15 protein-coding genes and 2 pseudogenes are annotated in these 22,334 nt (G+C 67.1%); 7 read left to right on the top strand and 10 right to left on the bottom strand.

Features of this window, described 5'->3' with window-relative positions; genetic code table 11:
- Positions 1 to 64: 64 nt before the first annotated feature.
- Complete coding sequence (locus ACNPQM_RS25905) at positions 65 to 367, bottom strand: hypothetical protein (protein WP_418085908.1); 303 nt, start codon at positions 365 to 367, stop codon at positions 65 to 67.
- Between the two features lie 167 nt (positions 368 to 534).
- On the opposite strand from ACNPQM_RS25905, the gene dxs reads away from it, so the two are divergent.
- Both dxs and ACNPQM_RS25895 read left to right on the top strand, forming a co-directional pair.
- Positions 535 to 2,463, top strand: coding sequence for a 1-deoxy-D-xylulose-5-phosphate synthase (gene dxs / locus ACNPQM_RS25900; protein WP_418085907.1), 1,929 nt, complete (start codon positions 535 to 537; stop codon positions 2,461 to 2,463).
- 173 nt (positions 2,464 to 2,636) lie between these two features.
- Positions 2,637 to 4,148: an amino acid permease gene (locus tag ACNPQM_RS25895; RefSeq protein WP_358856370.1), complete on the top strand. Its 1,512-nt coding sequence runs from the start codon at positions 2,637 to 2,639 to the stop codon at positions 4,146 to 4,148.
- A gap of 1 nt (position 4,149) precedes the next feature.
- On the opposite strand, the gene ACNPQM_RS25890 is transcribed toward ACNPQM_RS25895, so the two are convergent.
- On the bottom strand, positions 4,150 to 4,554 hold the full coding sequence (locus ACNPQM_RS25890) for an NTP pyrophosphohydrolase (RefSeq protein WP_418085906.1): 405 nt from the start codon (positions 4,552 to 4,554) through the stop codon (positions 4,150 to 4,152).
- Positions 4,555 to 4,970: 416 nt separating this feature from the next.
- Between ACNPQM_RS25890 and ACNPQM_RS25885 the strand changes: the two genes are divergently transcribed.
- From ACNPQM_RS25885 to ACNPQM_RS25870, 4 genes and pseudogenes are all read left to right on the top strand, one after another.
- On the top strand, positions 4,971 to 5,387 hold the full coding sequence (locus tag ACNPQM_RS25885) for a peptidase inhibitor family I36 protein (protein WP_358856372.1): 417 nt from the start codon (positions 4,971 to 4,973) through the stop codon (positions 5,385 to 5,387).
- A 200-nt stretch (positions 5,388 to 5,587) separates the two neighbouring features.
- Entirely contained in the window at positions 5,588 to 6,529 is a 942-nt protein-coding gene (locus ACNPQM_RS25880) for a hypothetical protein (RefSeq protein ID WP_418085905.1), read from the top strand.
- A 174-nt stretch (positions 6,530 to 6,703) separates the two neighbouring features.
- Positions 6,704 to 6,996, top strand: a pseudogene (locus ACNPQM_RS25875) (LCP family protein); the annotation flags it as partial.
- Between the two features lie 98 nt (positions 6,997 to 7,094).
- Positions 7,095 to 7,989, top strand: a pseudogene (locus ACNPQM_RS25870) (hypothetical protein); the annotation flags it as partial.
- Positions 7,990 to 8,014: 25 nt separating this feature from the next.
- Here ACNPQM_RS25870 and ACNPQM_RS25865 read toward each other — a convergent pair.
- On the bottom strand, positions 8,015 to 9,070 hold the full coding sequence (locus ACNPQM_RS25865; RefSeq protein ID WP_358856498.1) for an LCP family protein: 1,056 nt from the start codon (positions 9,068 to 9,070) through the stop codon (positions 8,015 to 8,017).
- Between the two features lie 462 nt (positions 9,071 to 9,532).
- Here ACNPQM_RS25865 and ACNPQM_RS25860 point away from each other — a divergent pair, with 462 nt between their 5' ends.
- The gene (locus tag ACNPQM_RS25860) at positions 9,533 to 10,573 is read left to right on the top strand and encodes a hypothetical protein (protein ID WP_418085904.1); all 1,041 of its coding nucleotides are present in this window, start codon (positions 9,533 to 9,535) and stop codon (positions 10,571 to 10,573) included.
- Positions 10,574 to 10,642: 69 nt separating this feature from the next.
- Here ACNPQM_RS25860 and ACNPQM_RS25855 read toward each other — a convergent pair whose 3' ends face one another.
- The 7 genes from ACNPQM_RS25855 to ACNPQM_RS25825 form a co-directional block, all read right to left on the bottom strand.
- Positions 10,643 to 12,625, bottom strand: a complete 1,983-nt coding sequence (locus ACNPQM_RS25855; RefSeq protein ID WP_358856375.1) for a glycosyltransferase — start codon at positions 12,623 to 12,625, stop codon at positions 10,643 to 10,645.
- A complete protein-coding gene (locus ACNPQM_RS25850; RefSeq protein ID WP_418085903.1) occupies positions 12,622 to 14,181 on the bottom strand; it encodes a stealth family protein in 1,560 nt (519 codons plus the stop codon). Before ACNPQM_RS25850 ends, ACNPQM_RS25855 begins: the two co-directional genes overlap by 4 nt.
- Positions 14,182 to 14,351: 170 nt before the next feature.
- Positions 14,352 to 15,374 carry a Gfo/Idh/MocA family oxidoreductase gene (locus ACNPQM_RS25845; protein WP_418085902.1) on the bottom strand — a complete coding sequence of 341 codons (1,023 nt, stop codon included), beginning with the start codon at positions 15,372 to 15,374 and terminating at the stop codon, positions 14,352 to 14,354.
- Positions 15,371 to 16,498: a DegT/DnrJ/EryC1/StrS family aminotransferase gene (locus ACNPQM_RS25840; protein WP_358856378.1), complete on the bottom strand. Its 1,128-nt coding sequence runs from the start codon at positions 16,496 to 16,498 to the stop codon at positions 15,371 to 15,373. The genes ACNPQM_RS25845 and ACNPQM_RS25840 overlap by 4 nt, the downstream gene beginning before the upstream one ends.
- A gap of 9 nt (positions 16,499 to 16,507) precedes the next feature.
- Positions 16,508 to 18,322, bottom strand: coding sequence for a stealth family protein (locus ACNPQM_RS25835; protein WP_418085901.1), 1,815 nt, complete (start codon positions 18,320 to 18,322; stop codon positions 16,508 to 16,510).
- Positions 18,323 to 18,640: 318 nt separating this feature from the next.
- Complete coding sequence (locus ACNPQM_RS25830; protein ID WP_418085900.1) at positions 18,641 to 20,770, bottom strand: 3-hydroxyacyl-CoA dehydrogenase NAD-binding domain-containing protein; 2,130 nt, start codon at positions 20,768 to 20,770, stop codon at positions 18,641 to 18,643.
- Positions 20,771 to 20,843: 73 nt separating this feature from the next.
- Positions 20,844 to 22,064, bottom strand: coding sequence for a thiolase family protein (locus tag ACNPQM_RS25825; protein ID WP_358856381.1), 1,221 nt, complete (start codon positions 22,062 to 22,064; stop codon positions 20,844 to 20,846).
- Positions 22,065 to 22,334 lie beyond the last annotated feature (270 nt).

Raw genomic sequence — 22,334 nt, 5'->3', positions numbered from 1 at the left:
GGATGCCGGGCACGGCTGTGTCCGGGGCACCTGCGGACACGGCCGTGCCCGCAGGCGGAAGCGGTCACTCCGGTGTGACGGCGGCGGCGCCGCGTGCGCCCCGTACGAGGGCCCGGGCGGCCGTCCGCACGTCGTTCTCGCCGATGTACCTGCCCAGGCCCAGCCGTACGGTACGGCTCGACTGCACCGCCGACAGCACGATGGCCGTCAGTACGGGTGAGGGTGCGCTCGCGCCGGTGTGACAGACCGCTCCCGCCGAGAACGCGACCTCGGGAACCGTCGCCGCGAGTGCGGCGACGCCGGTGGCGGGCAGGGTGTGACCGTCGCGAGCAGCGACGTGACTCCCTGACGCCAGGTGATCTCGCACGTGTTCACCGAAAAACACGAAACACAAGAAATATCAAGAGATATGTGGTACTTCCCGCCGAAGGTGTGACACACGAACGCGCCCCCTGCCGAAAGCCGTCCTGTGCGGAACATTAGACTCTGCGGATCGGCAAGAAGTTCGACCGGCTCATACGCAAGGAGGCACGGGTGCCGTTGCTGACCCACATCAGGGGACCGCGCGACCTGGACCGGCTCAGCCCGGAGCAGCTGAACCAGCTCGCCGAAGAGATCCGGACCTTCCTCGTCGACGCCGTTTCCAAGACCGGTGGCCACCTCGGCCCCAACCTGGGCGTGGTCGAGCTGACCATCGCCCTGCACCGGGTCTTCGATTCGCCGAAGGACAAGGTGCTTTTCGACACCGGGCACCAGAGTTATGTGCACAAGCTGCTCACCGGTCGCCAGGACTTCTCGAAGCTCAAGAGCAAGGGAGGCCTCTCCGGTTACCCCTCGCGCGCCGAGTCCGAGCACGACATCATCGAGAATTCGCACGCCTCCACCGTCCTCGGCTGGGCCGACGGTCTCGCCAAGGCCAACGAGGTACTGAAGAAGGACGACCATGTCGTCGCGGTCATCGGTGACGGCGCACTCACCGGCGGCATGGCCTGGGAGGCGCTGAACAACATCGCCGCTGCCAAGGACCGTCCGCTCGTCATCGTCGTCAACGACAACGAGCGTTCGTACGGCCCTACCATCGGCGGCCTCGCCAACCACCTGGCCACGCTCCGTACCACCGACGGTTACGAGCGCTTCCTGGCCCGGGGCAAGGACATCCTGGAGCGCACCCCAGTTGTCGGGAAGCCGCTCTACGAAACGCTGCACGGCGCCAAGAAGGGGCTGAAGGACTTCATCGCCCCACAGGGCATGTTCGAGGACCTCGGCCTGAAGTACGTCGGCCCGATCGACGGCCACGACATCGAGGCCCTGGAATCCGCGCTGCAGCGCGCCAAGCGCTTCGGCGGACCGGTCATCGTGCACTGCCTCACCGAGAAGGGCCGCGGCTACACCCCCGCCCTCCTCGACGAGGCCGACCGCTTTCATGCCGTCGGCAAGATCCACCCCGACACCGGTCTCCCCATCTCCACCTCCGGCCTCGACTGGACCTCCGTCTTCGGCGAGGAGATGGTCAAGCTCGGCAGGGAGCGCAAGGACATCGTCGCGATCACCGCGGCCATGCTCCACCCGGTCGGCCTCAGCAAGTTCGAGAAGGAGTTCCCGGACCGCATCTACGACGTCGGCATCGCCGAGCAGCACGGCGCGGTCTCCGCGGCGGGCCTCGCCACCGGCGGACTCCACCCCGTCTTCGCGGTGTACGCCACCTTCCTCAACCGCGCCTTCGACCAGGTCCTCATGGATGTCGCCCTGCACAAGTGCGGCGTGACGTTCGTCCTGGACCGTGCCGGTATCACCGGCACGGACGGCGCCTCGCACAACGGCATGTGGGACATGTCGATCCTGCAGTGCGTGCCGACCCTGCGGATCGCCGCCCCGCGCGACGCCGACCAGGTCCGCGCCCAGCTGCGCGAGGCCGTCGAGGTCGACGACGCCCCGACCGTGGTCCGCTTCTCCAAGGGTGCGATCGGCCCGGCGGTCAAGGCCGTCGGCCGGGTCGGCGGCATGGATGTGCTGCGGGCGTCCGACGCGCCCCGCCCGGACGTCCTCCTGGTCTCCGTCGGTGCGCTCGCCCCGATGTGCCTGGAGATCGCGGACCTGCTGGACGCCCAGGGCATCACGACGACGGTCGTCGACCCCCGCTGGGTCAAGCCCGTCGACGAGGCCATGGCGCCGCTCGCCGAGCAGCACCGCGTCGTCGTCACCGTCGAGGACAACAGCCGGGCCGGCGGTGTCGGTTCCGCCATCGCCCAGGCGCTGCGCGACGCCGGGGTCGACGTACCGCTGCGCGACTTCGGTATCCCGCCGCGCTTCCTCGACCACGCCTCCCGCAAGGAGGTCATGGCCGAGATCGGGCTGACCGCGCCGGACATCGCCCGTCAGGTCACCGGACTCGTCGCCAAGCTGGACGGCCGGTTCGACAGCGACGCCGACAGCCGCTCCGTGATCGAACCAGCGCGCGACTGACCCGTTCGAGCACGGTCCCCGCGACCGGCGAGCGATACGGCAGATGGGCCGGTCGGCCACCCTGCGAGGGTGGTTCGACCGGCCCATTCGCGTGAAATCGCCGGGTGCGGAGCCTTCCGCGACCGATGAGGTCCCAATCATGGCGTACACGACGAGTGCGTGGAGGTACGCCGGTGACTGCCCAGCAGGACACACCACCCAGGAAGGGCGGACTGTTCCGGACCAAGACGGTCGAGCAGTCCATCCGCGATACTGAGGAACCGGAGCACGCGCTCAAGAAGTCACTCTCCGCCCTGGACCTCACGGTCTTCGGAGTGGGTGTCATCATCGGCACAGGCATCTTCGTCCTCACCGGCAAGGTGGCGAAGGAGACCGCGGGGCCCGCCACCGCCCTCGCCTTCGTGGCCGCGGCCATCGTCTGCGCGCTCGCCGCGCTCTGCTACGCCGAGTTCGCCTCCACCGTGCCCGTCGCCGGCTCCGCATACACCTTCTCGTACGCCTCGCTCGGCGAACTCATCGCCTGGATCATCGGCTGGGACCTGGTGCTGGAATTCGCCCTGGGCACCGCGGTGGTGGCGGTCGGATGGTCCGGCTATGTCCGCTCGCTGATGGACAACGTCGGCTGGCACATGCCCGACGTGCTCTCCGGGCCGGACGCGGCAAAAGGATTCGGCTTCGACCTCCTGTCCTTCCTCCTGGTGCTCGTCCTGACCGCCGTCCTGGTGCTCGGCATGAAGCTCTCCGCCCGGGTCACGACGGTCGTGGTCGCCATCAAGCTGGCCGTCGTCATGATCGTGATCATCGCGGGGCTCTTCTTCATCAAGGTCGCCAACTACTCGCCCTTCATCCCGCCGGCGCAGCCGCAGCCGGCCGGCTCCGGACTGAGCGCGCCATTGATCCAGCTGATGTTCGGCTACGCACCGACCAACTTCGGCATCATGGGCATCTTCACCGCAGCCTCCATCGTCTTCTTCGCCTTCATCGGCTTCGACGTCGTCGCGACGGCCGCGGAGGAGACCAAGCTCCCGCAGCGCGACATGCCGCGCGGCATCCTCGCCTCGCTCTTCATCTGCACGGTGCTCTACGTCGCTGTATCGCTGGTGGTCACCGGCATGGAGCCTTACACCGAACTGTCGGTGAGCGCCCCGCTGGCCGATGCCTTCAAGGCCGTCGGCCATCCCGTCTACGCCGGGTTCATCAGCTTCGGTGCGGCGGTCGGCCTGACGACGGTGTGCATGATCCTGCTGCTGGGTCAGACCCGGGTGTTCTTCGCAATGAGCCGCGACGGGCTGCTCCCGCGGTTCTTCTCCAAGACGCACCCGAAGTTCGGCACCCCGTACCGCCCGACCATCCTGCTCGGCGTGATCATCGCGATCGTCGCCGGCTTCACCAGCATCAACGAACTGGCGACGCTGGTGAACATCGGCACGCTCTTCGCGTTCGTCGTCGTCGCGCTGGGCGTCCTGGTGCTGCGTCGCACCCGCCCCGATCTCCACCGCGCGTTCCGCACCCCGTGGGTGCCGGTGCTCCCGATCCTCTCGGTGGCCGCGTCGGTGTGGCTGATGCTCAACCTGCCGGCCGAGACGTGGCTCCGGTTCGGCATCTGGATGGTCATCGGCGTGATCATCTACTTCGCGTACGGGCGCAGCCACAGCCGGATCAACGCCGAGAGCGGCCGCCCGTGAGTCAGTCCGTACCCGACGGCGGCAGCGGCCGTACGGCACGGGGGCCCACGCACTGAGCCCCGTGTGCCTCCACCCGCTGCCGCAACTCCCGGTCGGCGGTGACCACGACACAGCCGTGGCCCGCCGGCCGGGCCGCTTCGGCCGCGACCAGCGCGACGATCAGGTCGTCCCCACTGCCGGGCGCCGACTCCACCCGCACCCCCGGCACCGACGCGACACCGCGGGCCGCGCCCTCGACGACCAGTACCAGCTCGACGGGGCCGGGATGCCCAGGCAGACCGTCAGCGGCGAACGGGACCAGGGAGTCCCGCAGCCGCTCGGCCGCGCCCAGCCGGTCCCGCCACCACCCGTCGGGCACCGACCCCACCACGTTGGCGGCGTCGACGATCAGCAAGATTCTGGGCACCCCGGAAGAGTAACCGTCAGTCGCGAGGGACTTCTGCGCCGACCCGTGATGTCCGTGCGCAGTGCTCAGCGGACCTGCGACGACGTCGCCCGAGGGGACAGGGCGGGGGCCACCGAAAGCCGCCAACGTCCGGATAAGCAACGGGTGTTGGCTAGATGATCACTCTTGACGGCAGGTATGCCTCAGTCAATAATTCTGCTGAACGATCACCATCGTTCACCACGTGGACACATTCACTCATCAATGACGCCCTGCTGGGGGAGGGTTCGGCGTTGATTGTTTTCGGCTTCCGCGAACTTCGGGTACGAGGCCGACAATCAGATTCCGACTATTGCCCTTGGCGGGCCGTGGGCAGTTCGATGTGTGAACCAGTTGCCACGATCGTCGTCACCATGTATTGCCTCTGAGGAGTAGAAATGAACCTTCAGCGCAAGTTCACTGCTGGCGCACTGTCTGCGGCAGCACTCACTTTCGCCCTCGTCGGCGCCTCGCCGGCGTCCGCAACGGGCCAGGGATCCTGTGATGCGACGATCGATGCTTGCCTGTACTACAACTCGGACTTCGCCGGGCCGAAGTACGGTGAGAGTCGGGGTAGTACCAGCTACCCGCACAACTACACCGGCTCCTTCAGTAACGGGTATACCGTAAAGAATAATGCGGCATCCATCAAGAACCTCAATTACAATTATGACGTGAGAGTTTACTACAACTCGAACCTCGGCGGCCCCAGCCAGCTCATCAAGCGCAACACCGGCGCAAATCTGAATGCGACGCTGAAGAACGACAACGCCTCGCAGTGTTTCAATACCTTCAACGTTTGTCCGGTCAACTAGGCGCTGAAGGGCATTTTTCGGTTTTTCCTGAGGGTGTGTCGGATCTAGGGCACCTTCCTCGGGGCGCTCTCAGGGTTTGTAGGGCGTTCTCCGTGATGAGCGAGAATTCTCGGCAGTGAGTGCTGCCCAAATGTGGCGATGCCTTCGCGATGGTACATGTGCAGGCATCGCTACCTTTGCGTGTACAGAAAGAAGTCGGCATGGTTCCGGTCAGATCGACCCAGCTATCGATTACCGCTGCGCTGGCGCTGGCGCTGGTGAGCGGCATGACAGCTGGTTGTGCACCTCCTTCGAGTAAGACATCAACGCGTGCGGCGGCACCTCCTGTCGTAGCTGAGACACCAATCATCGAGGATGTGAGCGACCATAGCCTGCCGGTCGAGAAATACCTGATGAGTCCTACCGAAAATGACCGGATTGAACGTGCCCGATCGAAATTGATCGGCTCGTGTATGAAGCGATTCGGGTTCGACTTCACTCCGAATACTCCTGATTACAAGAAGATGTCGGGTCAGGTGACCAACCGATACGGACCGACTGATCCAAAGATTGCCTCCTCGCTCGGATATCGCCAGGCCAAACGCCAGGTGGAGGAGGAGGTGTCCCCCGTTCAGTCTCCTTTGTCGGCCGACATGAAAAACGTTCTGGGCATCCGTGATGAATCGGAAAAAGATGCACCGTCTCCGACCGGAGACACCTACCGAGGAATGCGCATACCGGACGGCGGATGTGCAGGTGAAACGGATCGGAAGCTCACTCAGGGGGGCGGAATAATCCAGGATGCCGAGGTGGCGATAGAAGTCAACTTTCGAAATTTTGAGCGATCTACGAAAGATGTCAGAGTCAAGAAGTCTTTTGCCGACTGGGCGCGGTGCATGAAGGGAAGAAAATTCTCCTACAAGACGCCCATCGATGCGATCAACGACCCTCGTTGGAGAACTGATGCACCGTCCGCGCTTGAGATTGCTACGGCGACCGCAGAGGTTGAATGCAAGCAGCGGCACAATGTCATCGGCATATGGGTCTCTGTTGAGTCCGCCTACGAACGAGAAGACATCAAGGTGAATGCGAAGCAGTTGAATGAGGTCAGGAAGGGGATTGACATCGCCTTTAAAAATGCCGCGTCCGTCGTGGGGGCGTGAGAAACGGCTTCGGGTGCGTAACGCCCCCGCGGTGGATTTTCTGCGCCTAAGGGCTGTCCTGTAATCCCTGGTGGATCAGCGCACGACGACAGCTGCGGCACCAGGGATTACAGGACAGCCCTTAGCGGCGCGCGAGAACACCTCGGGCAGGTTTGTCTGGCACGCCAACCGTAGTCCTGCGTGGTCAAGACCGTGGCGAAGACGACTGGCGTGCCGATGGGCCATTACGTCGAAGTTGATTTCGCCGGCTTCAAGGGACTGGTGGACGCGATCGGCGGTGACACCTCGGGCGGATCGGTCAGCAGCAGCGGTTCCTGGTCGCCCTGCTCGACGAGGTCAAGAAGCAGGATTTCCTTGGCAGTTCCGCGAAGTCATTCAAGATCATCGATGCGGCTGCGAACTCGCTCACCACTGACTCCGAGCTCAGCTCGTTCAAGTCGCTCGCAGAGTTCGGGCGGAGCCTGAGTTGTGAGGCCGCGGCGGCGTTCGCGTTCCTTCTCCTTGCGGACCCGCCCGGTCGGCGCAATGTGAAGTCCCCTCTGGAGCACGGCCGTGTTCCTGTGAGCACCAGGGTGTGCCGGCCTCCCGCGATCTCAAGGGCCGCTGTGTGGATGGTCTGGAGCACAATGCTCAGACATGGGCGGCGCGTAAGCGGGAACTGACGAAGGAGTCGGGGTCCAGGATCGCTCGGGCCATCACCAAGGCCACCCACGACCAGTGGGCACTCGCCCGGCGCTGCCAGGCCGCGCACATCCAGACGCTGGCGGCCGGGATCAAGACGCTGCGGCACCGCCTGTCCCTCCCGATCGGGGAGAAGGGCACCAACCGTGCCGAGGGTGGCTACCGCTCCAGGAGTGAGTGGTTCAGCACATCTCGCCGCCTCGCGGCACTTACGGCCCGGCACGATGCCGCTGTCGCCGACTGGCAGGCGGGACGGGTCCGGGTGGTGCGGGGCGGCAAACGGCTCCTCGACACCCGCCAACATCTCACCCAAGCCGAAACTCAAGGCCCGGCTGGTCTCCATGGCCGCCGAACACGGCCTGAGCATTGTCGCGGTCGATCCCGCCTACACCTCCCAGTGGGGTGCGCAGCACTGGCAGAAACCGCTGGCCACCCCGCACCGCACCATGTCCCGTCACGATGCCGCAGGTATCGCGATCGGACGACGCGCCCTCGGGCACCCGGTCCGGGATGGGGTATCCCCTGCTCGAACGGAGTTGAGAGCTTGGGGAAGGACGGCACCGCCCCCGCACGACCGGAGTGATCGTGCGGGGCATCGGACCGTCCAGGCCGGACCGGGCGCCCGGGGACGTGAGGGAACCCGCCCACCCGCAACGGACCGGCCCCCTGGAGGACCGTCGCCGAGTGGGAGGCGAGAGCGGGAACCCAGGGCATCCAAAATCGTTCGGGATGCGCCCAGTACACGACAGTGGGTCCAGGACTCACCTATGCACACTGGTGAGGAACGGTGTCACGCACCGGCCATCAGCCGCCGGTGGCGGGGGACTTCTTCGCGGACTCCGGGATCGTAGCGTCCTCGCGGATCGCCTTCCAGAGATCCCCGGCCTGCGGTTGGACGGCTACAACCCGAGCGGGTTCGATCTTGTCGTATGCGACCGGCAGCATGATCGTCTCCATTGAAGCCGGATCCACACCGCCCATCGAACGGCCGAATTCCGCAAGGGACGTCAGCGAGTCGAGCCCGGAGTCCGTGGTCAGCGACTTGGTGGCCGAGTTGGCGATCTTGTACGACTTGCTCGGACTGCTCAGCAGATCCTGCGACTTGACCTCACTCAGCAGCGCGAGGAGGAACTGCTGCTGGAGCCCGATCCGGCCCAGGTCGCTGCCGTCGCCGATGCCGTGCCGGGTGCGGACGTACGCGAGGGACTGGGTGCCATCGAGCTTGTGCGGGCCCGCGGTGAGGTCGAGGCCGGATGACTTGTCGTGGATGTCCTGCGGGACATCGACCGTGACCCCGCCGATGGCGTCCACCAGATCCTTGAACCCGGCGAAGTTGATCTCCAGGTAGTGGTCGATCCGGACGCCGGACATCTGCTCGACGGTCTTGACCACACAGGCCGGACCGGCCAGCGAGTAGACGCCGTTGAACATCGCCCGCTTCTTGGAGGGCAACGTCGAGCCGTCGGCCTTGGTGCACTCGGGCCGGGTGACGAGAGTGTCACGGGGTATGGACACGGCGACGGCCTTGGTCCGGCCCTCGGGTATGTGCACCACCATCGCGGTGTCGGAGCGGGCCCCGCTGATGTTGCCGCCGCCACCGAGCTCCCTGTTCTCGGCGCCGGCCCGCGAGTCGGAGCCGAGCACCAGCAGGTTCTGCCCGCTCGTCGGCAGCTTCTCCGGTCGGTCGTCGCCCAGCGCCTTGTTGATGTCGACGCCCTTGATATTGCCGTCCAGCTTGCTGTACAGCCAGTAGAGGGTTCCGCCGGCAGCGAGCAGGAGGACGAGCAGGACACTGAGTGTGATCTTGAGGCCGCGGCGGCGCTTGCGGGGCGCTCGTCTTGACGCGGGCTCAAAGGGCATGTGCGATTCGGTGCCGGAGGTCTGATCTGTCATGGGCTCGTCTAGTTCTTCCGTCGGGACGCGCTGGAACGCGTGCGAGAGGGGAGGAATGGGTCGTGGGCGGGCCATGTGTGCCGAAGTCGCTCCGTGGGGTACCGCGCTTCTGCCCAAGCATGATGCGTGCCTCAAAGTCGCATTGTGCGACAGGAATCACTCGGAAATCGACCCTGTCGAGTATTATTGTGACACCAGTTGTTGCCGGTAAGGCGAAACTGGGCGCTCAACAGAGACACATGGGACTCCGCCCAACGCCGTTCGGCACCGGAGAAGGTATTCAGTGAGAACGGTCGGGGAACGATGAGTTTGCGTACTGGGCGTAGGCGTGCCGCAGTTCCTTCCGGGAGGGCCTCTGTCGCATCGGCCCAGGACGCCGCGACGCGCCCCGAAGCCCTGGCCGCGCCACCGCCGAAGACGGGCTGGCTGGTGTCCGCGCCCGATGGCCGCCTCACTGCGTACGCCCCGGCCAGGACCGGAGGTATCGTCCGCTGGACGGAGTCCGCCACGGGCCGCGACGGCTGGCCGGCCCCCGAACTTTTCCTGCCCGATGCCCGGCTGCTGCCGTATGTGTGCGTGGCCAATGGTCCGAGCGGCTTTGTCGACCTGTTCGGTCTGAGGCGTACGGGCGACGGCCCCCAGGCCCCCCTCGAGATCGTCTACGCCTCCCAGTACCAGGCAGGCCGTCCGATGACGGGCTGGCACTCGGCCGGAAATCCGCACGGCAAGGACGCTGCGAAGGCATCGGCCATCGGCGCCCCCGTCGCCGTCGTCGACGGCGCTGACGCACTGCACCTGTTCGTCCGCAACGCCTTGGGGGGAGTGTCCGCGCGCAGACGTGACGCGAACGGCGTGTGGGGCAAGTGGATGTCCATGCCGTGCAAGCGGGTACGTGAGGGGCTGTCCGCCGTTGTCACCCGCTCCGGCCGCATCGAGCTCTTCATGCCTGCGGACAAGGGCGTATACGTCTGGCGGCAGGAGACCCCGGGAGGCCCGCTGGACCGCGCCCCCAATCTGGTCTTCATCGCCCGGCCGAACACAGCCTCCGGCACCGAGACCTACGAAGGCAGGGTCACCCACTACTGGCGTGATGAGCAGTCCGGCGAGGTCGTGGCCTACCGCCTGCCGACGGCAGGCATCCCCGATGTCGCGCCCGCTCCGCTGAGCGGCCACTCCGGGCGTGGTCCCCTCGCCCTCAGCCGGTGTCTCGTCGACGGCTACGACTGCACCGTACTGGCCCAGACGGAAGCGACGGGCACCCTCGCCCTCACCGCCTATCCGACCGAAGCGGAATCCGCCGGGGCCTGGTGGGCGGACACCCTCGAACCCTGTGAGGGCACCCCGGCGCTCGCTCTGGACCGCGACGGGCGGCTGGTCGTCGCGGTCGTCGGCAGGGACGGACGGATGAAGGTCACCAGGCAGCGTGCCGACCAGCAGGGAATGGCGCTGGAGGGCTGGCTCCGGCTGTGAGCCGGTGCCGATGGTCCGCGCCCGGTGTGCCTGAACGCCCGATGTGCCAGTCATGTTCACGCGCCGCCGTTACCCGGCCTTTTCGGAGACCCGGACCGACAGTTCGGTGCCGGCCGTGTAGTACGGCTTCACCATGATCGGCTGGCCTTCACCGGTGGGCACCACCATGGTGGGGTAGGCGAACACGCCCTTCACGTCCACCACGTCCGTCAGAAAGCGGCCCAGCCGCGCAACGACAGCGTCGTGGCGTCGCCCCACCCACAGGTCCCACAGCTCGTGGCGGGACACCAGCTGCTCGGCCAGATCGGATGCGGGCAGCGAGAAGGTGAAGTCGGCGCCGCCCGAGGAGACGCCGGGCAGCCAGAAGCCCGATTCCTCGACACCGCGCCTGCGCATGAGCAGCAGAGGCTCCGCAGTACCGAAGTCGGAGCCGTAGAGCAGCCCCCGCAGATGCATGACTCCCTCGTCGACCCAGACCTCGGTCGCTTCGGCGTGCCGGTCCCGGGTCCACGTACGCAGCGCGAGATGGCCGCTCTCGGAGGCGTAGGGAAGCTGCACAACGGTGTACCCGGGCCCGGTGGCCACCGGGCCGAAGCCGCGCAGATCAAGGGTGCCCGGCCGGACCTTTGCCGGCTTGCCCTCGCCGGTGTCCAGATGGATGTCCCAGCGGCCCTCGGTAAGAACCCCCGGGTCCGACGGAACAAGCGCCTCGTACAGATGCGGGGTGGGCCCCTCGACCGGCAGCAGCGGGAGCCTGACGGGCTGTTCGCCGCGTGCCGCCTTCCGCTTCCGCAGCACCAGGTCGAGGTCGTCGCGGCCCTCCCGCACGCCCTCCAGGCGCAGATTGATCAGCCCGTTCTGAGCCACCGCGCAGGAGACGGAGACCTCGGCAGCGGGCCGGCCTGCACGGCGAGTCCGGCGGGCCATTCGGATGACTTTCTCGAACCGTCCCGCGGAGACCTCCGGACCATAGGCGTGGGCATCCTCCCACGCCTGGCGTCCCAGCGCGACGCGTGCCGGTTCGTCTTCGATCAGGCGCAGCAGCGCGGCGGCAAAGGCGCCGATGTCGTCCACCGGGGTCAGCAGGCCGTTGACCTCGTGACGGACGATCTCCTGCGGCCCGCCGGGGCAGGCGGTGGAGACGACGGGCAGCCCGCAGCGCATGGCCTCGGCGAGCGCCAGGCCGAAGGACTCCCGGTCCGATGTCCCGGCGGCGATGGCAGCCGAGGCCCATTGGGCCTCCAGTCGTGGTTCCTCCATCATCAGGAACACGTGGTTGTACAAGTCCAGTTCGGCGATCAGGGCCCGGAGCTGACCGAACTCCGGACCGGTCCCGAAGATCCGCAGCTGCCAGTCCGGGTGGGCTCCCGCGACCTGTGCGAATGCCTGGATGAGCAGGTCGAAACGCTTCTCCGGAACCAGGCGCCCGGCCGCCATCACCACTCGAGAACGTCCGTCGGCGGGACGGACCCGGGGATCGGGTACGCAGTCGGGATGTGCGTAGACCGCGATATCACCCGGCAGCCCCGCCGCGGTCACCGCCTGGGCCTCGTAGGCGCTGGGCACCACCACCGCGTCGAGCCGGCCGAGCCCCGCCCAGGCACGGCTCTGCTCCTGCGCGGACAGCACGGTGCTCAGCTGGTGCAGCTGGCCCAGACGCAGCGCTCGGGGCCGGCCCCACCGCGCGACGTAGGCGGCCAGCTCGAGGCTGGTGCCGACCACCACCTGAGCCTGCGAGGCGGTCAGGTACTCCTCGACCTTGTCGTCCGTCAGCTGGCTGTAGCGCCAGGACATCTCCTGGGTACGCGGAATGATCCGGGACGGTGTGAGCCTGCGGACGTCCTGTTTGTCGGGACGACGGCCCTCACGAAGATCGAGCAGCGAGACGACCTTCACCCCGTGGGCGGGTGCGATGGCGGGCCGGTCGAGCCAGCGGAACACCGAGACGATACGTACCTCGTGCGTATCGGCGAGGGCGCTTGCGAGATTGAGTACGGCGCGGGTGGAGCCGTCCGCGGCATAGGCGTTCTGAATCAGGAATTCGATCTTCATCGCGACGCTGCGGACTTCTCGTACGGACTCGGAAGCGGAAAGTACGCTTCGAAGAAGGGGTGGATCAGTGCTTCCTGATCGGCCACATCGTCCTCGGTGGTGAAGGAATCGTTCACGCAGAAGACGGCCGCGTCCCGGCGTTTGAGCAATCGCTGCAGTTTCTTGGAGAGCTGGACCATGGAGAGATGAAGATAGGCGTACGGAATGGTGTCGGGCACTCCGCGCCCCGTGAAGTAGGAGTAGTACGGATACATGCAGGTGCCGACGTCGACATCGGTCCGGCTACGGAATCGCGCGGCCGCGGTCGCCCGGAACACCTCCGCGAACTCCCGCTCCATCTCCTCCAGCACACTGCGCCGCAGCGGCACGGGGGTGTGCTTCATCGCGTCGATGATGGTGCGGCCGAACCGGTCCTCGAGCAGAGCCCGGACGTTCTTGCGGGCCACCTCGTGCGGCAGGTCTTCCGGCTGCACCGGACCCATGGGGATACGGACGGTGTCCGGGTAGTACTTCGAGGCCCCGTTGGGCAGGAAGAACTCGTGCGGAGTGATCGGCCGGCCGACGAACACATCGTCGTTGAAGTGGATGAAGTGCTCCGAAAGCCCCGGAACGCGATGCAACTGGGCACTGATCGCATGGGAGTTGAAGACCGGAAGCCGACTGGTGTCGCGGAAGATCTCCCGGTGCGAGACCACGGTGATGCCCTCTGCGGCCTCATTGAGCCAGTGCGGAACCTGGTCGTCGGTGACCAGGAAGATGTGCCGCACCCAGGGGGCGTACATGTGCAGCGAGCGCATCGAGTAGAGCAGCTCGTCACGGTTGATGTAGCGGCCGGCGCTCGCCGATTCCTCATGGAAGACGTCCCCCGACGCCTCGGCGCGGCGGCGCTGCCAGGCCGGGTCGTCGCTGTCCACCCAGGTGTAGACGACATCGATGGGGAAGGTGATCTCGTCGGCGCCGGTGCAGACGAACTCCTGGCGAGTGGGCAGCCCGCTCCGCGCCGGCTTCCGGCCCCAGCGGCGCTGCGAGTGCATGATGTCCGCCTCCGGCGGCGCGAGGCGGGAGAAGCGGTGAGGCGAGACGAGGGTCATCTCCCCGTGCACGGGGAGGAAGCTCGCGCCCCGGTTGATCTGCGGCGGAAGCAACCGCCCTTCTTCCTCGCGCCAGAACTCGATGTCGCAGCCGTACTCGGTGCCGTACACCAGGTCGCCCGACGGATCGGCCTGGAACCAGACCGCGCGCAGCACGTCGACGGTCTCCAACCCCTGCCAGGACGCCTCGCGGGAGCCGAGGTGCAGCAATTCGCTGGTGCGCTGGACGGGCACCTTGCGCTGGATGTACCCGGGGCTCGCGCGGAAGAGCGACCGCATCGCCTGGGCGACCCGGCCCTTCTGGGTGTCCCGGACGCCGATTGCGGACGCGGTGTCCTCGGTTCCGGGCACCACGAAGTGCTCGACGCCTGCCCGGGTCAGTGCCACGGACACCAGCTGAAGGTGCTGGGCGCGGACCGCGAGCGGCGTGAGGCCGGGCTGCACGTGCGCCAGGCGGCGGTGCATGCCGACAGGGATTTCGTGCAGGCCCCTTTCCAAAGGGCGCCGCGGAGGGTCGACCGTGGCATTGATCGGGTGGATCACCGAATACTCCAGTACATCAGTGCGTCCTCAAGACGCCGAAACGACTCCGTCGGGCCCGGGGCCTGCCGGGCAGGCCCCGGGCACCGGACGGGTCAGACGGAGGCCAGTGGCTGGCCGGGCGTCAGATCGATCGCGGTCCTGCTCACGCCCGCGGCGATGACGGCCTCGGCGACGGCGACAGTCCCGGTGGCCTGCTCCAGCGTCACGATGTCGGCTTCCTTGCCGAGCACAGCGTCACGGAAAGTCTCGTGCTCGACCAGCAGCGGTTCGCGCTTGACGATCGCATACCGTGTCACATCGCCCTCGGAAACGCCCCGGAACTGCCGCAGTCCCTCCCACTCGGTGGGCTGCGAGCCGTTCGCGTAGAACCAGAGGTCTGCGGTGAGAGTGTCGGCCACGAAGCAGCCGTGCTCACCCGTCACGATGGTGACTCGCTCCTTGAGCGGGGACAGCCAGTTGACGAGGTGGTTGGTGACCACGCCATTGGAGAGATGACCGACGAAGGCCACCATGTCCTCGTGCGGCCGGCCGCTGCGCGACACCGTTGCAGAGCTCACCGACTCGTAACGGCTGTTGGTGAGCCAGGCGGTCAGGTCGATGTCGTGGGTGGCCAGGTCGTACACCACGCCGACGTCCGCGATGCGAGCCGGGAACGGACCCTGACGTCGTGTCACCACCTGGTAGACATCGCCGAGTTCACCGAGATCCAGGCGCGCGCGCAGTTCACGGAGGGCGGGGTTGAAACGTTCGATGTGGCCGACGCCGGCCACCAGGCCACGCTCGTCGAAGGCCCGGCTGATCGTCTCGGCCGACTCCACCGAGGGCGCGATCGGCTTCTCGATGAGGGCGTGTATACCGCGTTCGGCCAGGCCGAGTGCGACCTCTTCGTGCAGGGCCGTGGGACAGGCGACGACCGCGTAGTCGATCCCCAGGTCCGCGAGCTCCGCCACCGAGCGCACGACGGGCACGCCTGCGGGGGCGCTGTCCGCGGCGGCCACCGGGTCAGCCACGGCGACGAGTTCGACGCCCTCGAGGCCCTTCAGGACGCGGGCGTGATTGCGGCCCATGGAGCCGAGACCGATCAGTCCGGCCCGCAGCGGCTTCTGCGTGCTCATGCCATGACCCCCACGACCTCGTTGACGGTGGCCGTCAGGCGTTCGAGCTCCTGCGGCGTGAGCATCGGGTGGACGGGAATGGAGAGAGCCTCCGCTGCGGCCCGCTCGGTCTCGGGCAGATCCCCGGCTGCGTAGCCGAGGACCTTCTCGCCGGTCCGGAACGGTGCCAGACGGTGCACCGGTGTGGGGTAGTAGACGGCGTTGCCGACGCCCCGTTCCTGAAGCTCGCGGGAGACCGTGTCCCGGTCCTTGCCGCTCGCGGCACTCACCCGGATCGTGTACTGGTGGTAGACATGCTCCGCCCCCTCGGCGACCGGCGGGGTGACGACGCCGCGCAGACCGGCGTCGAGCGCTGCCGCGTTGGCGCGGCGCTGCTGCGTCCACGTGTCCAGGCTGCGCAGTTGCACGCGGCCGATCGCCGCGGCGACATCGGTCATCCGGACGTTGAAGCCGACGATCTCGTTGGCGTACCGCTGTTCCATGCCCTGGTTGCGCAGGAGGCGCAGCGTCCGGGCGACCGTGGCGTCGCCGGTGGTGACCATGCCGCCTTCGAGACTGTGCATGTTCTTGGTCGGGTAGAAGCTGAAGCAGGCGGCCGCACCGAACGCGCCCACAGGCGTTCCGTCCAGGGAGGCGGCGTGGGCCTGTGCGGCGTCCTCGACGATCGCGAGACCGTGTCGCTCGGCCAGCGCGGTGAACGGACCCATTGCAGCCGGGTGCCCATAGAGGTGCACAGGCATGATCGCTGCAGTGCGCGGAGTGATCGCGGCCTCGGCGGCCTGCGGGGAGAGGCAGAAACTGTCGCGCTCGATGTCCGCAAAGACCGGGGTCGCGCCGACGAGGCGGACAGCATTGGCGGTGGCCGCGAAGGTGAAGGAAGGAACGATCACTTCGTCGCCGGGACCGATACCGAGCGCCATCAGTGACAGGTGCAGCGCACTGGTCCCGGAGTTGACGGCGATGCAGTGCCGGCCGTCGACGAACTTCGAGAATTCCTCCTCGAAGGCAGCGACCTCGGGCCCCTGGGCGACCATGCCGCTGCGCAGTACGCGCACGGCGGCCTCGATCTCGTCGTCTCCGATCACCGGAGCTGCTGCGCGGATCATGCGCTGGTCGTTAGTCATCGTTCCACTTCACAAAGGTCGGGGTGCTGGGTGCTGCGCGGACCGGTGGTCGTCCAACCGGTTTGCGGGAGGTTGCGAGGATCCCGGTCCGGGTTGCTCGTAGGGGCTGGGGACGGGGAAGTAGCTCTCCAGAAAGGTTTTGAGCATTGCCGTGCGGGCTTCCGCCGTATCGGGGTCGTCGACCGTGTCGTTGATGCAGAACGTGTGGTAATCGCGCTGGGCGAGCAAGCGGTTGAGGTGCCACCCGGTGTTGGGCGCGGCCAGATCCAGGTAGGTGTAGCGGATCTTTCCCGTCACGGAACGGCTCGTCTGCTGCCCGTAGTAGTGGTGCAGCGAGGAGGTGATCGACAGGTCACTGGGACTGCGGAACTGCGAGTGCTGCGTCAGCCGGTGCTCGGCCGCGTACCGTTCCTCGATCTCCTGGAGGATGTCGCGGCGCAGTGAGTGCGGCACGTGCTTCATCTTCTGGGTCAGCACCCGGTCGAACGTCCCGGCGATGACGACGCGGTTGTTCTTCGCGGCGATTTCCGACGGAGGGTCCTCCGGCGAGGGCGGTGTCATGGGAACCAGCGCGTTCGAGGGGAAGTACTTCGAGAGCCCGTTGGCGTGGAAGAACTCGCCCGGCGTGACGCTGCGGCCGAGGAAGACGTCGTCGTTGAAGTACAGGAACTGGTCGGAGAGTCCGGGAATGTGGTGCAGCTGGCTCTCGATGGCGTGCGAGTTGAACGTCGGCAGCGCGGTCGGGTCGGTGAAGATGTCGCGGTGGTGGACGACCTTGATGCGGGGGTGGGCGCTGTTCAGCCAGGCCGGCACCTGCCCGTCCGTGACCAGGTAAATGGTGCGCAGCCAGGGGGCGAACTGGTGGAGTGAGCGCAGGGAGTAACGCAGTTCGTCGCGGCTGGTGAAGCGGGCGGCGCTGATGGCTTGTTCGTGGTAGTCGGTCCGGCCCAGCGCGTTGGCCCGACGGCGGATCCACTCCGGGTCGGCCCCGTCGACCCAGGTGTAGACGGCGTCCACCGGGAAGGTGACCTCGTCCGGGAGGGAGAGAGTGAACTCCGAGCGGGTGTCCACCTGGGGCAGGGCGTCCAGCGCGCCGCTGATCGGGCCGGTGAAGTGGCTGACCGGTACCTGTACGGGATTCTCGGCGGCGACGACGGCCGTGGCAGTGAGGTTGGGTACGGGGGCGATGAGCAACCCGCCCTGCTCGGCCCAGAATTCGATGACACAGGCGTGATTGGGTCCCAGCGTCCAACGTCCCGTGGGGTCGGTGAGCAGCCACCAGATGCGCAGAACCGATTCTTCACCGAGTTGTGACCAGGAGCCCCGCTGATCGGCGTGCAGCGGGCGTCCCCCCGTCGTGCCGCCCGCGAGCAGTGCACCCTCGGCGAGTGCGCTCACCCGCAGCGCCCGCTCGGCGCGTGCGCGTTCGCTCGCGGGGACCGCAACGGCGGTCATGGTGACGGAATTGCTGCGCACACAGAAGTGCGGAATGCCGTGCCGCTTCAGAATGTCGCAGACGCGCAAGAGGTTGGTGGCGCGAGTGACAGACGGTGTGAGACCCTCGGCGACCTCGGCGGCACGGACCTTGCGCCCGGACCAGACGAGCCGCACGCCGACACGGCGCGCGTCGTGGCGGAGCCGCTTACTGAGTCGCACGCTCATGTGCTTGCGCAGGCCTCGCCATGCGCTGCCCAGACCCGCCAGTGCGCGCTGCAGGAGCAGCCGGCTGTCGGCCGGGAAGATCCTTACCAGCCGCTGCCGCAATGCGTGCGGAAGCAGACGCCGATAGAGGCGTACGAGCGTAGACGTCTCGGGATTACCCATCGCTCGATTACCTCTTGCTCCCCCGCTCGACCTTTCGGCGAGCAACCAGTACCTGGGACGGCTACGCGTCGATTCGCTCGCTCCGGCGGAGTGTGGGGGTGATGCATCCACCGTTCAGTGCAGCCGAGTGAAACCAACGTGTCGCGAGAGTGAAGATTAACAAGAAATTTAGGTTGAGTCGACAATCAAAAAGATTCCGATATGGCTACGTTTCGGTCTTTTTGTGCGCAAAAGCGGGCCGTACGGCAAAATCGTACGGCCCGCCATGGCTGCGCTTGTTCGCTTTTCGTGAAGGCGAGTCAGGTGCGTGCGGACATGTTACGCGGGAACGCTCGCCACGCCCTGCGCCAGGAACTTCTTGCCGTTCACCCGCTCCGAGACGCCCTCACGGTCCAGGTACGGCGTGATGCCGCCCAGGTGGAAGGGCCAGCCCGCGCCGGTGATCAGGCAGAGGTCGATGTCCTGGGCCTCGGCGACGACTCCCTCGTCCAGCATCAGACCGATCTCCTGCGCGACCGTGTTCAGGACGCGGTCGCGGACCTGCTCCTCGGACAGGACGACATCGCCCTGCTTGAGGAGCGCGGCGACCTCCGGGTCCAGTTCCGGCATCCCGGAGTCGTACACGTAGAAGCCGCGCTTGCCGGCCTTGACGACCGCCGCGAGGTTCTCGGAGACGGTGAAACGCTCGGGGAAGGCGCGGTTCAGGGTCTCGGAGACGTGCAGACCGATGGCCGGCCCGACCAGCTCCAGGAGCACCAGCGGGGACATCGGCAGACCGAGGGGCTCGATGGCCTTCTCGGCGACCTCGACCGAGGTGCCCTCGTCGATGACGTTCTGGATCTCGCCCATGAAGCGGGTGAGGATGCGGTTGACGACGAACGCCGGGGCGTCCTTCACCAGCACCGCGGTCTTCTTCAGCTTGCGTGCCACACCGAACGCCGTGGCCAGCGACGCGTCGTCGGTCTGCTCGCCTCGGACGATCTCCAGCAGCGGGAGGATTGCGACCGGGTTGAAGAAGTGGAAGCCGACGACCCGCTCCGGGTGCTGCAGCTTCGACGCCATCTCGGTGACCGAGAGGGACGAGGTGTTGGTGGCGAGGATCGCGTGCGCCGGGGCGACCGCCTCGACCTCCGCGAACACCTGCTGCTTGACGCCGATCTCCTCGAAGACGGCCTCGATGATGAAGTCGGCGTCGGAGAAGCCCTCGGCCTTGTCCAGTACCCCGGTGACCAGGGCCTTCAGGCGGTTGGCCTTGTCCTGGTTGATCCGGCCCTTGCCGAGCAGCTTCTCGATCTCGGCGTGGACATAGCCCACACCCTTGTCGACGCGCTCCTGGTCGATGTCGGTGAGGACGACGGGGACCTCGAGGCGGCGGAGGAAGAGAAGGGCGAGCTGCGAAGCCATCAGGCCCGCACCCACCACGCCGACCTTGGTGACCGGACGGGCCAGGTTCTTGTCCGGGGCACCGGCCGGGCGCTTGGCGCGCTTCTGGACCAGGTTGAAGGCGTAGATCCCGGAGCGCAGCTCGCCGCCCATGATCAGGTCCGCGAGGGCCTGGTCCTCGGCGTCGAAGCCGGCGCTCAGATCGCCGTCCTTGGCCGCGGCGATGATCTCCAGCGCGCGGTATGCGGCCGGGGCGGCGCCGTGCACCTTTGAGTCGGCGATGGCCTTGCCACGGGCGACGGCCCGGTCCCAGGCGTCACCGCGGTCGATCTCGGGGCGCTCCACCGTGACCGTGCCGTTCAGCACGTTCGCGGTCCAGATCAGCGACTGCTCCAGGAAGTCCGCGCCCTCGAAGATCGCGTCGGCGATCCCGAGCTCGAAGACCTGCTTGCCCTTCAGCTGGCGGTTCTGGTTCAGCGAGTTCTCGATGATCACCGAGACCGCTCGGTCGGCGCCGATCAGGTTCGGCAGCAGGGCGCAGCCGCCCCAGCCGGGGACCAGACCGAGGAAGACCTCGGGCAGCGAGAACGCGGGCAGCGCCTTGGAGACGGTGCGGTACGAGCAGTGCAGACCGACCTCGACACCGCCGCCCATCGCCGCGCCGTTGTAGTACGCGAACGTCGGGACCGCGAGACCGGAGAGGCGGCGGAACACATCGTGGCCGCCCTTGCCGATGGCGAGCGCGTCGTCGCGGTTCTTCAGCAGTTCGACGCCCTTGAGGTCGGCGCCGACCGCGAAGATGAACGGCTTGCCGGTGATACCGATACCGGTGATCGCACCCTCGGCGGCCTCCTTCTCGACCTGGTCGACGGCGGCGTTCAGGTTCGCCAGCGACTGCGGTCCGAAGGTCGTCGGCTTGGTGTGGTCCAGGCCGTTGTCCAGCGTGATGAGGGCGAACCTGCCCGCACCCGCCGGGAGGTCGAGGTGGCGTACGTGCGCCTGCGTGACGACCTCGCCCGGGAACAGCTCGGCTGCGCCCTTCAGAAGCTCAGTGGTCGAGCTCATGCCTGACCCTCGCTTCGCTCGGCCTGGCACTCGCTCAGGCTGCACCTCTTGTCTGTTCGCTCGCTGCGCTCGCTCACTTGTTGCCTCCGTCGAAGTTCGGGTTCTCCCAGATGACCGTCGCGCCCATGCCGAAGCCGACACACATGGTGGTCAGGCCGTAGCGGACGTCCGGCTGCTCCTCGAACTGGCGGGCCAGCTGCGTCATCAGACGCACACCCGAGGAGGCCAGCGGGTGACCGTAGGCGATGGCGCCGCCGTACTGGTTGACACGCGCGTCGTCGTCGGCGATGCCGTAGTGGTCGAGGAAGGCGAGCACCTGGACGGCGAACGCCTCGTTGATCTCGAAGAGACCGATGTCACCGATCGACAGGCCGGCCTTGGCGAGGGCCTTCTCGGTCGACGGGATCGGGCCGTAGCCCATGACCTCCGGCTCGACACCCGCGAAGGCGTACGAGACGAGACGCATCTTGACCGGAAGGCCGAGCTCGCGGGCGACGTCCTCGGCGGCGAGCAGCGAGGCGGTGGCGCCGTCGTTGAGACCGGCGGCGTTACCTGCGGTCACGCGGCCATGCGCACGGAACGGGGTCTTCAGACCGGCCAGGGACTCCAGCGTGGTGCCCGGGCGCATCGGTTCGTCGGCGGTGACCAGGCCCCAGCCCGTCTCACCGGCCTCGGCGTTGGTGCGGCGCACGGAGATCGGCACCAGGTCCTGCTGGATCTTGCCGTTGGCGTACGCCTTGGCGGCCTTCTCCTGCGAGCGGACCGCGTACTCGTCGGCGCGGAGCTTGGTGATCTGCGGGTACCGGTCGTGCAGGTTCTCCGCGGTCATGCCCATGAACAGGGCGGACTCGTCGACCAGCTTCTCCGACACGAAGCGAGGGTTCGGGTCCACGCCCTCGCCCATCGGGTGGCGGCCCATGTGCTCGACACCACCGGCGACGACGACGTCGTACGCGCCGAAGGCGATGGAACCGGCCGTCGACGTGACGGCGGTCAGCGCGCCCGCACACATGCGGTCGATGGAGTAGCCGGGCACCGACTGCGGCAGACCGGCCAGGATTCCGGCCGTCCGGCCCAGCGTCAGGCCCTGGTCGCCGATCTGGGTGGTCGCGGCGATGGCGACCTCGTCGATGCGCGCGGGGTCCAGGTCCGGGTTGCGGCGCAGCAGCTCCCGGATGGCCTTCACGACGAGATCGTCGGCGCGGGTCTCGTGGTAGATGCCCTTCGGGCCCGCCTTGCCGAACGGGGTGCGGACGCCGTCGACGAAGACGACGTCCCGGATGGTACGAGGCACGATGGCTCTCCTCCAGGGTGCGGATGGCACTGCTGCGGAGCACGCCTCGGAGGCGCGCCGCACCCCCTCATGCTACTTGCGGGTAACCAAGTGGGGTAGTCCCCGCGCCCGGAGCGGCGAACGTCACACTGGGTGAGGGGCCGCGTGAGGCGTCCGGGGCGCCGGCAGCGCCCCCGCCGCCCCCGGACCTAAAACCCTTCAAGTGCGTGTCGCGTTGGCCCAATAAACCGTTTGCAGCCCAAAAACGGACCCCGCGTTAAACACGAACAC

The sequence above is a fragment of the Streptomyces sp. NPDC056231 genome, from assembly GCF_048270745.1.
GTDB lineage: Bacteria > Actinomycetota > Actinomycetes > Streptomycetales > Streptomycetaceae > Streptomyces.
This window is presented reverse-complemented; position numbering and strand designations above follow the sequence as displayed.

Bases quoted from the DNA above. Each gene is read 5' to 3' on its own strand.
- ACNPQM_RS25865 (WP_358856498.1), bottom strand. From the start codon at position 9,070: ATGCCCTTTGAGCCCGCGTCAAGACGAGCGCCCCGCAAGCGCCGCCGC.
- ACNPQM_RS25835 (WP_418085901.1), bottom strand. From the start codon at position 18,322: ATGGGTAATCCCGAGACGTCTACGCTCGTACGCCTCTATCGGCGTCTG.
- ACNPQM_RS25830 (WP_418085900.1), bottom strand. From the start codon at position 20,770: ATGAGCTCGACCACTGAGCTTCTGAAGGGCGCAGCCGAGCTGTTCCCG.
- ACNPQM_RS25855 (WP_358856375.1), bottom strand. From the start codon at position 12,625: ATGAAGATCGAATTCCTGATTCAGAACGCCTATGCCGCGGACGGCTCC.
- ACNPQM_RS25885 (WP_358856372.1), top strand. From the start codon at position 4,971: ATGAACCTTCAGCGCAAGTTCACTGCTGGCGCACTGTCTGCGGCAGCA.
- ACNPQM_RS25845 (WP_418085902.1), bottom strand. From the start codon at position 15,374: ATGAGCACGCAGAAGCCGCTGCGGGCCGGACTGATCGGTCTCGGCTCC.
- ACNPQM_RS25850 (WP_418085903.1), bottom strand. From the start codon at position 14,181: ATGCACCGCCGCCTGGCGCACGTGCAGCCCGGCCTCACGCCGCTCGCG.
- ACNPQM_RS25840 (WP_358856378.1), bottom strand. From the start codon at position 16,498: ATGACTAACGACCAGCGCATGATCCGCGCAGCAGCTCCGGTGATCGGA.
- ACNPQM_RS25880 (WP_418085905.1), top strand. From the start codon at position 5,588: ATGGTTCCGGTCAGATCGACCCAGCTATCGATTACCGCTGCGCTGGCG.